General features: G+C 55.6%; 11 protein-coding genes and 2 pseudogenes. 7 read left to right on the forward strand and 6 right to left on the reverse strand.

The genetic code is table 11. From position 1 onward, the window contains the following. Window positions 1-117 precede the first annotated feature (117 nt). Window positions 118-576 (forward strand): annotated as a pseudogene (locus EFD55_RS32450) (cation:proton antiporter); the annotation flags it as partial. 61 nt (window positions 577-637) lie between these two features. On the opposite strand, the gene EFD55_RS32455 reads toward EFD55_RS32450, so the two are convergent. The 4 genes from EFD55_RS32455 to EFD55_RS32475 form a co-directional block, all read right to left on the reverse strand. Continuing rightward, on the reverse strand, window positions 638-3,505 hold the full coding sequence (locus EFD55_RS32455; RefSeq protein WP_125851149.1) for an ATP-binding protein: 2,868 nt from the start codon (window positions 3,503-3,505) through the stop codon (window positions 638-640). Between the two features lie 133 nt (window positions 3,506-3,638). Further along, entirely contained in the window at window positions 3,639-5,945 is a 2,307-nt protein-coding gene (locus EFD55_RS32460) for an FdhF/YdeP family oxidoreductase (protein ID WP_125851152.1), read from the reverse strand. 820 nt (window positions 5,946-6,765) lie between these two features. Beyond that, window positions 6,766-7,143: a type 1 glutamine amidotransferase family protein gene (locus EFD55_RS32470; protein WP_131588517.1), complete on the reverse strand. Its 378-nt coding sequence runs from the start codon at window positions 7,141-7,143 to the stop codon at window positions 6,766-6,768. A 78-nt stretch (window positions 7,144-7,221) separates the two neighbouring features. Continuing rightward, window positions 7,222-7,446 carry a hypothetical protein gene (locus EFD55_RS32475; protein WP_125851156.1) on the reverse strand — a complete coding sequence of 75 codons (225 nt, stop codon included), beginning with the start codon at window positions 7,444-7,446 and terminating at the stop codon, window positions 7,222-7,224. A 503-nt stretch (window positions 7,447-7,949) separates the two neighbouring features. Here EFD55_RS32475 and EFD55_RS32485 point away from each other — a divergent pair. From EFD55_RS32485 to EFD55_RS32510, 6 genes and pseudogenes are all read left to right on the forward strand, one after another. After that, window positions 7,950-8,519 carry a hypothetical protein gene (locus EFD55_RS32485; protein ID WP_125851158.1) on the forward strand — a complete coding sequence of 190 codons (570 nt, stop codon included), beginning with the start codon at window positions 7,950-7,952 and terminating at the stop codon, window positions 8,517-8,519. Further along, window positions 8,516-9,229, forward strand: coding sequence for a nucleotidyl transferase AbiEii/AbiGii toxin family protein (locus EFD55_RS32490; RefSeq protein WP_117195526.1), 714 nt, complete (start codon window positions 8,516-8,518; stop codon window positions 9,227-9,229). The genes EFD55_RS32485 and EFD55_RS32490 overlap by 4 nt, the downstream gene beginning before the upstream one ends. Beyond that, a pseudogene (locus EFD55_RS32495) lies at window positions 9,226-9,738 on the forward strand (hypothetical protein); the annotation flags it as partial. The gene EFD55_RS32490 and the pseudogene EFD55_RS32495, both read left to right, overlap by 4 nt. 254 nt (window positions 9,739-9,992) lie before the next feature. After that, complete coding sequence (locus EFD55_RS32500; RefSeq protein ID WP_167493252.1) at window positions 9,993-10,553, forward strand: phage exclusion protein Lit family protein; 561 nt, start codon at window positions 9,993-9,995, stop codon at window positions 10,551-10,553. Between the two features lie 571 nt (window positions 10,554-11,124). Beyond that, window positions 11,125-11,397: an HNH endonuclease gene (locus tag EFD55_RS34365; protein WP_425376247.1), complete on the forward strand. Its 273-nt coding sequence runs from the start codon at window positions 11,125-11,127 to the stop codon at window positions 11,395-11,397. Window positions 11,398-11,657: 260 nt separating this feature from the next. Further along, window positions 11,658-11,915, forward strand: a complete 258-nt coding sequence (locus EFD55_RS32510) for a CrpP-related protein (protein ID WP_125851164.1) — start codon at window positions 11,658-11,660, stop codon at window positions 11,913-11,915. A gap of 231 nt (window positions 11,916-12,146) precedes the next feature. On the opposite strand, the gene EFD55_RS32515 is transcribed toward EFD55_RS32510, so the two are convergent. Together EFD55_RS32515 and EFD55_RS32520 are read right to left on the reverse strand one after the other, a co-directional pair. After that, complete coding sequence (locus EFD55_RS32515) at window positions 12,147-12,578, reverse strand: hypothetical protein (RefSeq protein ID WP_125851166.1); 432 nt, start codon at window positions 12,576-12,578, stop codon at window positions 12,147-12,149. Window positions 12,579-12,648: 70 nt separating this feature from the next. After that, a complete protein-coding gene (locus EFD55_RS32520) occupies window positions 12,649-13,266 on the reverse strand; it encodes a hypothetical protein (protein ID WP_245438690.1) in 618 nt (205 codons plus the stop codon). Window positions 13,267-13,862 lie beyond the last annotated feature (596 nt).

The following is a 13,862-nucleotide window of genomic DNA, read 5'->3' on the forward strand; positions in this document are numbered from 1 at the left end:
CGCGCTGGCCCCTGACTTGCCTGCGCGCAGGCAAGTCAGGGGCCAGCCAATCCCATCCAACGTCTACTGCGAAGTCACTCCCGCCGGCTCGGCACCGAATACCCGCACTTCTCGACGACCGTTCACACTCTCCCACCAGATTTCCCCGAGCGCAACTTGGTAGTACTCGCGGCGTTTGCCGTTGTGCTTGCGACGCTTGTCATCCAAGGGGGGACGCTGGCTCCGATGATCCACCTTCTCCAGCTAGGCCGCCAGACGGCAGTCCGAAAGGAGACCGATGTGGCTAGAGCTGGCCTTGCTGAAGCTGCGGTCGCAAGGTTGGCCTCAGAAGAAGGACCCGAAGCAGCAGCACTCATTGCTCAGTATGCCAAGACCGCAGCGGACCCCGGCGGCCTGTCGGACGATCGACGCCGCGGGCTATTGCGCGCTGCGACCCTAGCTCAGCGCCAGCGCCTCCATGAACTTAGAGACGCCGATCTCATCGGCGCGACGCAATATCTGGAATTGCAAGAGGACCTGGACTGGCAGCAGCTGGCGGCCGAGTCCGAGAAAGAAAGGCGGATAACGGAAAGCTAAAGGGAAAGTCTCTCGTTGAGGCTCCTGCTGGTCGCCATTTTCGAGCAGCCGTAATCAGCGGTTATCGAGAAGCCGCGACTCCCACAGTACTCATGAGATCTGAGCTGTTGAGATCATCAAGCACTTTGTTTGCACGCTGCAGATCGGGCGTGACAAAACCGTCAAGGAATTGGCCATATACCGGCTCGAGCACTGTTTTCGCATCATTAACCTGAAACTTTTCCAGGAGAAGCGAGGCGAGGTCCGTCGCGGCCCGTAGCCGCCAAGCCCAAGAACCATGGTCTTCCGCAATCGCCAGAGCCCGCGAAAGAGTTAAATGTGCATCGTCATCGCGACCTTTCGACCGTTCTTCGATTGCCTTGAGACGAAGCAATTCGGGAAGCATTGAGCGTTGTGGGCCGATCTCGAAGACGTAATTCAGAATGCGAGCCGCTTCATCCACGCATCCAATCGCGTGAAGCGCTCTCGTCAGAAGCGCGTAGTAGACATGCCTGCCGTGCTGAGGGAGGCCAGTGCGGAGTTGATCGAACGCCCGCATGATCGCATCAGGATCTCTTCTTGACCCGGAAAGTGCGTCGAAGGCTTCCGCATAACAAACGGCAACAGGGGTCCAGGTTGGCACCTCATACCTGTCGATGGCCTCCCTCAATTTGGCGAGACAGTGCCCGCCGAGTGCATAGTCGCGGCATTCGCTGAGTATGAAAAGAATACCGCGAGTGAAGCAGTATATCAGCGTCCAACCATGATGTGCCTCCAATGCCCAATGGGCTGCGGTCTGGACCCGACGTAATCCGGTTCCCGGCCTCTGCGAGCCGAGCCATTGAGCCGCACCCAAAGTGTTTTCGGTCCTGATCCGAATGTCGGCGTCAAAGCGAGACGCGGTCCCATCCGAAGCGTTCCGTATTTGCTCACGGAGCCGTTCAAGTCGAGCGATAACTGCTGGGTAGTCGCTCTGGATAACATCCATCTCGGCGAGAAGGGTCTCGTGCTCCCACAGAGCCGGGCGGTTACCGCTTTGCATCGCGGCGTTCTTCAGCTGCGCAAGTGTCTCCTGCGCTGCCGTTCGATATCCTGGCAAAAGTCGATAGCTAGCCAGCGCCACAAGTCCCTGGCACTCAGCATCTTTGTCCCCGACATCACGCGACAGCTTTATAGCTTTCTCGAACGTCGCAATGGCTTCATCAGTATCGGTCGAGACAAATCGGGTGACAGCGGCCAGCCCCAGGAGGAGTTTCAGCTTGAGCGCGCTCTCTGAGCAAGATATCCGATCATAAGCTGCAAGAGCCTCTTCGCAGTTCCTTCTTGCGTCTTCGATCATGGAAAGTTCATGCCATAAGGGAAGGCCCGTAACCACCAGCCTCAGACCGAGCAACGTGTCACCACTCTGATAAAGAGCCCAGGTGATGGCCTTGCGCAATTCTTCTGCGCGGGTGGCATATGTCGCGTACCACTTTTGAGCTGGGAGTCGTGCCTGCTCGGTTATGGACTTCTCGAACACCTCTAGAACATATCGAGCGTATGCCGCCGAAACTTGTTCAACTTCCCCCGAAATCTCCAGGAGGTTGGCAGCAAATGCTCGTGTGCTGTCCAGAAGCCGATAGCGCATCTCGTCGGATGCGTGCTCGATGCTCAACATCGATTTCGAGCGAAGGCCTGCAAGCGCATCGAAGACAAGGGCGGGATCAAAGTGGTGGTGACTTATCACACGGAGTAGTGCGCCTGGTTCGAATGGTTGCGCGAATATCGAGGCGGCACGAAGAACGGCCGCCTCGGATTCGGTGAGCATTGCATAACTCCACTCCAGCGTGGCGAGAAGAGTCCGCTGCCGCGGCGGGGTCTCAAGCTCACGGCCGGTAAATCCAGCAAATCGGTTGTCGAGTTCTCTGAGAACATCGGCCGCCGCTTCGACCAACAGGCGGGGGGCGATAAGTTCGATCGCAAGCGGCAGACCGTCAAGCCTCCGGCAGATCTCCGCGACTGTTCCTGCCTCCCCGTCCGTCAATTTGTAATCGCCCGCCTCCGAAGCCCGTTCAACTAGCAGCTTTGGAGCGGGATATGCCAGGACTTCCTCCGCGGCGGGAGCTGCGCCTGCCGGTGGCACCCCCAGGGGCGCCAGCCATACGACTTTCTCGTGCTTGGCGCGCAGAACTTGTCGGCTTGTGCAGAGGATCCTTACGCTCTCGGTTCTTCTGAGTACCACTTCGCATAGATGCGCCACGGCATTGCTCACATGCTCGCAGGTATCTAACACCAGCAGGGTTGCTCGTTTGGCGAGGGTTGAGGAAATAGCATCAAGTCGGTCTTGACTACCTGAATTGATGCCCAGCACGGCCGCAAGTGAAGGTATGACATATTCTTCATCTGTAATCCGCGACAGATCTACAAACGTCACAGGAACCTCTTCTTCGCCCTCAACAATCCGGGCGACAGCAATAGCCACCGTTGTTTTGCCTATGCCTCCTGCCCCGACGATGTTGGTTAGCCGGCCGATCCCGACGGTTTTGCACAGCTCGGCGATCTCGTCAGCTCGGCCAATGACGTTACCTAAGTGAGGAATCTGTGTGCTCGCGATGCTCTGTGGGTTACCCTCATCAGACGCAACGCCTTCGGCTTCGTCGCTAAGCCAATAACCCCGGTTTGAAAATGTCTTAATATAGTCGCCCGCAGCCGAGTATTTTCGAAGGGTTCGCCGCAGCGAGGCGATTGTGACCTTGAGATTTCCATCTTCAATGAAGATGCCTGGCCATGCCGCGTCGAACAGGTCACGTTTTGTGACGACCTCTCCTTTCTTTCCGGCCAGTGCGATGAGCAATTCCATTGCTCGGTTGCCAAGGCGCACCTCTTCCTCGTCGCGGAACAAGCGGCGGAGCTTGAGATGCAGGCGAAAGGGCCCGAACGCGACCATCTCGGGCGGTTGCCGTGATGCCATCAAATTCTCCTGCAGTTCGGAGAACTGCTTGCGAAACAGCGACGGGACGGGGCCTCACCAACCGGACAAACAAGGGCCTTATGTGCAAGAGACTGTCATCTCGCACCGAATCTACCGCACAATTCTCCTGGAGTCATCCGCCCTTATGTTCGCCCGCCCTGGCGACGGCGACCGGAACACCTTTGTAGGAGGGTGTCCCGGAGGTGCGGTCGAAGTGTTTCAATGGCACTAAAGTGTTCAACTCGGGATAATATCCGGCGACAGAACCCGATGGAATGTCGTAGGCAACCGCGGTAAGCCGCTGCATTTTACGATCTCGTTCCTCCGCGTCAACCAGGCACCTTATATCGACGAGGTCGCCGTCACTGAGTTTTAGCGCGGCCAAATCGACCGGATTCATGAAAAGAACGTCCCGTCGGCCAAATACCCCACGATACCGGTCGTCCATTCCGTAAACGGTGGTGTTATATTGATCGTGGCTTCGGATCGTCGTCAGAAGGAGAGCGTCTGGCCGTGTCAATAAGGGATCCTCAAGGAGGCCCCGAGCGACCAGGAAGTTTGCTTTCCCGGTGCCGGTGTTCCACCGACGGAATGATGCGGCCACATCCAGACGAAACCCTCCCGGAACTCGGATTCGCTTGTTAAAATCGAAGAATTCCGGGAATACAGCTTCAATTTTATCTCGGATCCGGCTGTAATCCGCGATCAGCCCATCCCAGTCGATCGAATACCGCCCACCAAGTGTGGCCTTGGCGATGCCGGCAATGATTGCCGGCTCCGACTTCAACATCTCCGCCGGCGGCTTTAGAAAGCCCCTCGACGCGTGAACCATCGACATCGAATCTTCCACGGTAACGGCCTGGGGACCCGAGTCTTGCGTATCGAGATCCGTTCGACCCAAGCAGGGAAGTATCAACGACGTTCGCGCTGTAAGCAAATGCGATCGGTTCAGCTTAGTAGAAATATGCACTGCGAGATCAAGCTTACGCATCGCCTGAAACGTCGCAAGTTGGTCCGACATGGCGACGGCCAGGTTCCCACCGAGGCAGATCAGCGCTTTCGAACGCCCTTTCGCGATCGCATGAACAGCCTCAATGGCGTTGTGTCCCTTTTCGCCGTTAGGCCTAAAGCCAAAAGCCTTCTCCATTCCATCCAGCAGCGCCTCATTCGGGATCTCTGTAATCCCTACGGTGCGGTCACCCTGAACATTGGAGTGGCCCCGGATCGGGGCGATCCCAGCGCCTTCGCGACCGATATTGCCGCGTAACATAAGCAGGTTGGCAACCTGCTGCACGTTTTCGGTTCCGTGGGCATGCTGAGTCAGCCCCATCCCATAGCAGACGATTACGTTTTTCGCCTTCACGTAGACATCGGCTGCGCTTTCGATTGCTTGGCGGGTGAGCCCGCTAACTGATTCGATATTAGCCCAGCTCGTCGACTCTATGTCCGCCCGGAGTGCGTCGAATCCAACCGTGTGCTCCGCGATGAAGGCACGATCCAAGACCCCGTCGCCTCCGCCCGCAATCGCCTCGGCGTCGCGAACGAAAATCGCCTTCATGATCCCCTTCAACGCTGCCAAGTCACCTCCGACACGGACCTGATGATAAGCGGAGGCTATACGCGTCGATGACATTGTAGCCATCTCAAGCGGATCTTGAGGTGCCGCGAAACGCTCGAGTGCACGTTCCTTGAGCGGGTTGAACACTATGATTGGCACACCTCGACGCGACGCTTCATGCAGTGTCGACATCATCCGGGGATGATTGGTACCGGGATTATGTCCGAAACTGAAGATCGCGTCGGCGTGGTCGAAATCCTCCAGCGTCACAGTACCTTTGCCGACACCGATCGACATCGGCAGGCCAACGCTCGTAGCCTCATGGCACATGTTAGAGCAATCAGGGAAGTTGTTTGTCCCGAATGCGCGGACGAAAAGCTGATAGAGAAAGGCAGATTCATTCGAGGCTCTGCCGGACGTGTAGAACTCCGCCTGGTGAGGGCTGTCCAGATTATTAAGCTCACTCGCGATCAATTCGAACGCGGTTTCCCAAGCAATCGGTTCGTAATGATCAGTGTCGCGATTATAGAGCAACGGAAGCGTAAGCCTCCCAGCGTCTTCTAACTTGTGATCTGTCCATTCCCATAGCGCCGCCACGGTGTGTTGTTCGAAGAAAGAGGCATCCGTCCTTTTGGCGGTCGACTCCCAGGTGATTGCCTTGGCCCCGTTTTCGCAAAATTCGAACGACGAGGTGTGTTTGGGATCCGGCCAGGCACAACCTGGACAATCGAAACCCTCCGGTTGGTTGGCCTTTAGCAGCGTTCGTGTGCCCTGCGCGATGATTTGTTGATGGGCAAGGGTCTTTGCTACGGCTTTTAGCGCATCCCAGCCGCCGGCCGGACGGTCGTAGCGCTCGATGCCTTCTGGTCGCTTTTCCTTCACGGGATCCTCGTGGCAAATACAAGTTGAAGCTTGAACTCTATCAGCACATCACACGTGACGCACATTATACCGCGGCATAGTGGATCCGAGCGATATTGGAGGATGATCCGCGGAATTGAATACTGCCCGCGCAATCACAACCTCGATCCATAGCAGCACTGCTCTAGCGTGGGATGATTTCTGCGGGTCATGGAAGAAAGGGGTTTGGTCATTTCGCGTCCTGCGAACTTCGTTTTTCATAACTTCAGGCGACGCTGAGTTGCAACGGGGCTTGCAGACATAGGCCGTCGCATGGTTCATGGACTGGAAATCCCGCATGTATGCGACATCATTCACGCCGCTCCATTCGAAAGCTGACTGCATCTAGCAAAAGCAGTGCTTGGTTCCAGCACTGCTTGCGCTTCGCGAGTTTGTCATCACGGAACTTGCCCAAGCCCAAGATCCTGACAATGGCGATTAGACCAGTCATGCAGACGGTGCCGGCTGGTCTTTCAACTGCTCATCGCGACGACCCGGCTTTCGTTTCAGAGGCTGGTTTCGAACAACGGTGATCCAGGGTTGGCATGACGTCGAAGGTCGCGTAAGGGATAGCCTTTGGAGTTTTCTTTCGTAGGCCCTCCTCTGCCTCTACCAGTCCTCAGCTCCGACGACAACGCGCGTCGGAACGATCGCTTGTCTACGCTGTTATTGCCTCGACCTGATAGACACGGCGCATCAAGGCCAGCGTGATGCTTGTTCGATCAACGTCCCCGTCCGAAACCATTTCTGTAGTCTTGCGGCGCGACGCCATAAAGACACGCCTCCAGTGAGGCTGTCGCCTTCAGCTGCACAGAGGATCTCCCCCAGCCACAAGCAAAGTGTCGACGTCCGCATCCAGCACATCGCTCAGTGCTTGCGAAGCCAGCACCATTCCCGAGTCGGTCGCAACAGCGCCGCCAAGCTCGGAAGCAACCACCAAGTCATAAGCGCTCCCTCCATCTGCAAGCCGTGCATCGCTAAAAACCTGGAGCGGACCTGCAATATCGAGCAGCTTCACCTGATCGAAAATTACGAAAACAATTTTGCGCGCACGCTGCGTGGTTTCGGACTTGGCTGATTTCGAGGTCATACGTTTTTTATGTTCGCCTCCCGCACCAAAGTCGTAATAAATCCCAGCCTGATAAAAACTATCTCGCTCGGCAAAGAAAAAACCCAACATCGATTCTGCTGAAACCTTTGCTTCCGAAAGCGAAGATTTTCGAATCCCATACAATAGAAAACTAGGCATAACCTCTTATTAATCCGGAATATCCGCCGCCTCAAAGGTTGCCAGGGCGTAGCTATTACTTTCGGGCAAAAAAGCTTCAACTTCATAGGCGGCGGGTGAGGCTGGATCGCCGAAAACCAAGACAACAGTAACAACCGTTCCGGCAGGAAGTACTGTCGTGGTTTTTTCACCAACCACTACCGCATTTACCGCTTTCGGCAAAGAGAATACGTCATTTTCTTTCATTGCGTTCATTTGTCCGAAGGAATCCCTGTTACCAATCGTACAGTCCCTGAGTTGTCCTGCATGAAGACAAATTTGGTATTAATTGTCCTTCCGTTCGCACCCAGGATTGGAATGACTTGCTCATACGTTCTCCCATATTCATTGGTTTTTGTCGCCGTTGCTGTCTCGACGTCAAAATACAATTGCGCAGAGAGGCTCTTCCAGTTGCTTTGATCGAACCGAGCGACTTGCCTTCGATCGCAAGCGGTATGCTTGGGCGCGTAGAAAAAGATGACCAGCGATGGCCAAGCTTCATCGGAAAATGCGAGATATTGCTGAACTTTATTTCCGGATCGGAGAGCGTCAAGCGCTGAAATCGAATCCGCGTATCTCAAATTAAGTATCATGAGCTGCCGGAACCGGCGCATCTTGCAGTTAAATGCCAAACGACACTCGGCGCGGTGTCCGCAGATTGACAGGATACACTGCTTCGGACTAAATGTCCTCAGTCCTAGGACAGAGGACAGTGTTTTATGAAGAGCCAAGATATCGTCGTCCTGCTAAAGCTGGTAAGCCTACAAGAGCAGGAACTCACCAAGGGCATTGATCGGCTGCGATCGGAATCCGTGGGGGGAGACCCATATTCTGTTCGGAACCTAGAGGCGCTACTCGGGATCAGCAAGACGGAAATAGCGCAGTCGATCAAGCGCAGTGTCGCATCAGGCATCGCTCGAAAAGACAACAGCAAGAACGAGCCTCGGCCAAGCCGAAGGAACCTGTTCGGCTTCATTACCACCGGGCTAAAGTTCGTCTTCCCCGCTAAAGTTGGGCCGATGCAGCGCGGCATACCGACCGCCTTCGCCGCACCTATGCTCACGGAACTCCTGATCAGTGGCGGGGCGTACAACTACGTTTGGCCCTATGCCAACGGAAGGGAGATGGGGCAGGCGGTGGAGCCGCTCTTCAAGACCGTGCCGGACGCAGTCCTGAAGGACGACACACTCTATGAATACCTCGCGTTGGTCGATGCGATCCGGCTCGGGAACCAGCGGGAAGTCGGTCTCGCAACCGACCACCTCAAGTCAAGGATCATGAGCAAATGACAGCGATCCGCGCTCAACTGCTGGAAATGATGAAAGCCGTTGCCTCGGCGCTTGGCGAAGACCTCCGCTCGCGCCTGGTCTTCGTTGGCGGATGCACGACCGCGCTATTCATCACTGATCCGGTCACGCTCGAGGATGTGCGTGCCACAGATGACATCGACCTGATCGTTGATCTGGCGGGCCTTCCTGCCTGGGCACAGCTCCAGGAAGAGCTTCGACACCGGGGTTTTATGGAGGCCGCTGACGAGGCGGTGATCTGCCGCATGCGTCTCGGCAAGCTCACGGTCGACTTCATGCCGGATGATCCGACTATCCTCGGATTCGGAAATCGATGGTATGCGAGTGGAATCGAGACGGCACAGCACTACCAGCTCTCGGAAGACCTCACGATCCGGATCCTGACGCCGCCAATGTTTCTTGCGACGAAGCTCGAAGCCTATGCCGGAAGGGGAAACGGTGACTTGATCATGAGCCGTGACGCTGAAGACATCCTCCTTATTGTCGACGGCAGGGAGGAACTCCTTGCCGAGGTCACGGCTTCAGACAACAACGTTCGAAATTTCATCGCCGGACAGTTTCGTGCACTCCTCGATCAAGCTGACTTCGACGATTTCCTCGATGGCAACATCCGCGGGCCCGCCGGTCGTGTAGAAATCGTTCGGGACAGGTTTGTCTCAATAAGCCATTGTGCGGATGGCCCCGCACAATGAAAATCGAGGCCCGATGGTTAAGCCAAAAAGGAACGCGCACCGACGACAATCGCGATCATGCGGGGATCGCGGGGAGACACGGCGAATTTCTTGCTATTGTGGCTGATGGCGCCACGACCGGCTCGAACAACGGGGGATATGCACGGGCAATCGTCGAAGCTGTCGTCGACTGGTTTGCCGGAACCGACGATGCATGGGGCCACGAGCTCATACAAGCCAAGCTCCGGGAGATTCATCAAGCCCTTCGCAAAACGTTTCCAAGAGGTTCCGCCAGCATTATCCTCTTTCACGTAACGGACAAAGGCTCCTTGACGGTCCTCCATTCCGGAGATTGCCTTCTTGGCAGGCACGACGGCCAAGTACACTGGCAAGTCAAGCCACATACCCTTGCAAACGCCCTGGCGGACATGCCTCTCGATGCCATCGCAAGGTCCACCACGAGGCACCTTCTCACCCAGAGTTTTCGTTCCAGGGAGTTCATGGCCCCAGACGTTCTCGCCGAAAAGAAGGCCAGTGGCACGTTTCTTCTTGCCACCGATGGCTTCTGGGCGGAATTGACAGAAAGCGAGCAGGAAGCCTTCCTTGGCGGCGGCCAGTCAACTGCTCCAGAGAGAGATGATCGCAGCGTGCTACAATTAAGGCTTTCCGCCGAGGCGCCGTCCGAAATCTTGCTGGAAGATGGTGGGTCGACCAATTTTACGTGCGGGCTCAGGCCTCCCAGAAATAACCCAGGAGCAATAACTCATGGTATACGGGACAATTTATGGGCGACACGCTGCCGAATTTTTCAGACCTCTTCATTGGCTACGAAGCAAGAATCCGAGCTGCCTTCGATAGAACTGTCGCAGCGTCGAGCGTTAATCTTCCTCCTAAGCTGGAGTTCACCGAGGAGCATTCCTCGATGCTTTTCAAGTGCAAGCCAAGCGAGGCCTCGGTAACAGCGGACTGGCACGGAATTGCCAGCCTCTGGGCCATGTCGCAGGGTGTCGGCCGCTTGTGTGCAGCGATGTTCAGCGCCCGTCGCTCCGGGCAGGCTCGCTTGGATTTCGTGGATGGTTCGGAGGCGGAACTCGGTTATCATTTCATCCAGGAGGCTAGGGCGATGGCCAAGCCGCGGGACCACCGATGGAACACCTATTTCCCTAATCCCGACCTCCAGTCCGATAGGTTAATCGCCGGCGACGTATTCTTCTTCCGGGCGATCGAATGGATTCTTGCACATGAAGTCGGTCATATCGTTTCTGGCCACGATGATCGTGCCTGGACGGCGCAACAAGCCGCGATGAGGAGAGGGAAGCGGATCGCCTTGCAACGTGCTACGTGATCGGCGGCCTCGCCGCCGACCCTGGGCGGTAGGCTGACCCGGCAGGTATGACAATGACGTACTGCCCTCCCCTCCGCTGGAGGAGAACATAGGTACGTGAGTGGCCAAGTTGTCAGCGGGAGCGTTCGCCGCCGTAGCCCACCACAGGTAGCCGCAGCCATGCCCTGCTCCGACCTTGGAATGAGACAGCGTGCTATCGCGAACCCAGGTTTCAGGTACGAGCTGTTTGGTTCCCAACGCCCCTGACGGTTGACAATTTGGCTAACCCATCTAACTTGGGGACGGACGGAGGCAAGATGATAAGCTTGTCTGGGGTTGGTTGAAGACCCGTCAGCGTAGCGCGAATATCAACGCGTCGTACCGTTCAAAGACTGCGGAGTGACGCATATCATGCGTCGTCTTGTGCGAGGAATATCCTCCCAACTGAGGGGCGGCCCTTTGGTCCGTTGCACGTCCGCTTCAGCGATGAAGCAATGGACGTGGACTCATGAAATCAAACAGCCGCATACAAATTCTCAGACATAAGGCAGCCGAGAGCCAAGGGTGGCGATGCTTCTACTGCCACTATCCTATGTGGGAAATTGATCCGAAAAGCTTCAGCACGCACTTTCGGGTGCCGGGCCGGGCAGTCCTGCGCTTTCGGTGTACAGCAGAGCATTTGGAGGCTCGATGCGATGGAGGGCGCGATACCGAGGAGAACGTCGTCGCTGCCTGTCTCTATTGCAACAACAACCGCCACAAGAGGAAGCGACCGAAAGACCCCGCGTCCTATGCGAATTTTGTTCGATCACGATTGGAGCGAGGTCGGTGGCATCCTTTTCGTTTGAAGCACAGACCGGGTTGACGTCCAGTGAGACCTGCCGGACCATCCTGCTTCAACCTCCTTGGACGCAGCACGGCTGCAGCCGCCCGGCCGAAATATGCTCAACGTAAACAGGCGAATTCTCCGTTGCGCATTTAAAACACCGTGCGTCTGACCGTGTTTCTGAACTGGCCGACCAAAGGTATCGCCACCGCAACTGTGCCAAATTAACCCATATTTTAGCATTCGCTTGCATGCGCGAACTACGATGCTACCGTCGCCACCATCGTGGGGGATCGCGTATGACAATTGAGGAGCTGATCGATATACAGGAAGCAGGCGCAAGGGCGCGGGTGCTGGGACTAAAGGCTCACGAGAACCCATACCTCGCGGCCGATAGGATGCCCACTGGTGATGCCGGTGCGCTTGGGGATTGGCTTGCACGTCACGACGCGTGGAAATTCGGTTGGGAAGCGGAGGACGCCAGCCGCGAAGGTAGGATTACTACTCACTTCAAGGAATTGATCTCGATTGCCAAACGACGTGCGCTCGATGCGTAACGTTATTGATTGTGGTTGCGTGGCCGGAATTGCAATTTAGCTCGAATTCCGTCATCTCGATGCCCTGCTGCTGTCGTCAATTATCGCAACAGATGCCGATTCAGCTCAGGGCGCTCCGACATGAGGTCGTAGAGCGCCCTCTATATATGAGCCAACCATGCATCGAAGCGATCTTCGTGTTTGGCAAACAGCATCGGGACCTGGCAACCAAGAAACAGCGATTCCGGCCGCTCAAAACAGCATCAGAGATTTGACAAAGTGCTTGACTGGCGTGCACGGCAGCTGCGGCGCAAGATACTTAGTTTCCTCATGAGAGAAATACTCCCGATTGATCACCTCTGGGACAAAGCCAAATACTCTGTAAGACCAATTCAGAAAGCCCGGCGGCCCCGCAAGCTGCATCACGGCATGATGCACGCCAATATGGCCTGGCTCTTCTGTTAGCCCACGGCTGTTGAACATATGCCGAAACGACAAATCCTCGATCTTTGTGACTGGTAGATAGACCCCCGCATTCTTTGGCTCGGCTGTTCCGATGCAGTATGGCCGGTCACCCGCCGAGGCCTCTGCTTGCGCAGCAACGAAAAAGCCATCAAGGCCAATTAGAAAAAACAGTAGAATTGCCGCGATCAGACCGACAAGCACTCGACCAAAATTTCTCATGATACGCCTTCTGTCTCGAATTCGAGGTCCCGTGAAACGGGGCACTGGGCCTAAGGTAACGCCCCGACATTCAACCCGGTCGTGAGTTTTCGAAAAAGCGATTTACGATGTCCTTGACTTCGCTGGAACTGAATCCTGGAATCCTGTGCGGTATCCCGAAGGTCCTGTTTTCAAACGGCTGCCACCTGCGCAAATGTTCGAGTATCTCCGGATCAGCGTCCTTGCGTACGGTCAGATAGATCAGCCCCGCCCGGCCGGTCTGAGGTATATCTACGCGTTCGATCATTGACCAAGGGATGAGCTTCGGCAGCTTTTGACCAGTAATGCCGTCGGGACCGATCACCATTATTGGTTTCGTGAAGTCCATCTGCCGGGCCTTTACTACAACAACGACGGTGATGACGAGGAACAGGATCGCGAACAAGCCCTCTCCGACACCACTGGTTGGTCTGCTCATTTCGATCTGCCCAACGGCGATGAGTGAGAGGTAGACGAAACAGATTGCCATGACGCAGACGAAACTGATGAGTGCCCTGGTGCTTGGTCGCAATACGAGGACCGGCTGCGTAGCGCTCCGGTCGCGGTTGGCAATAGAAGAATGGCCATCAGTCACTTGGTTGAAATCAAGCATCCATGGAGGGTCAACATTACACTCCTGTCTGAGGGTGTCTCTGTCATCGGCTTCCATCTCCAAAGAATCTGGCTGGTGTAATCATGTAGCTAAAGGGCAGTTCATCGCGGGGGCGTGAGACCCCAGGAGGGTCGCGGGGGAAAATCTTCCCTGGATCCACGGTTGTGTCGAGCCAGGAAAGCCGTTCTCGCAATTTGTAGGTGATTCGGTCAGTTGTTATTTCTATATCTAGGCCCGTGAATTGGACCCCTGGGAAGTATCGGCCGAATTCTCCCGGCTGAATCTCAAATATCGTTTTTGGATCGGTTTCGCTCTTGAAGGAAACGATCACAGGCAGTCTGCTCGTCTTTAGTTTGAACGGACGACGGCCGCTTGCATTGCGTAGAATTGCAAAATCCGCTTCCGACAGAGAACCAATGCTATTCTTGATGCCAAAACTTGTTAGTACGCCCTCCTCGTAGACGTGGGTCAGGCTGTTGTTTGGATCGTGCTGGATTGGCAATATATAGACTGTACCTTTGCCGCCAAGATCGAAGACTATCGCTTCAGATCGTGTCCCATGGAGTGGTGTAGCTGGATTTCATAGCCATCGGTGATTTCCGGTAGGGTCGGGTTGCTTAGAGCCAACCTGAGGGACACCACCGATGACCGAC

The sequence above is a fragment of the Rhizobium pisi genome (assembly GCF_003938655.1).
Lineage (GTDB): Bacteria > Pseudomonadota > Alphaproteobacteria > Rhizobiales > Rhizobiaceae > Rhizobium > Rhizobium pisi.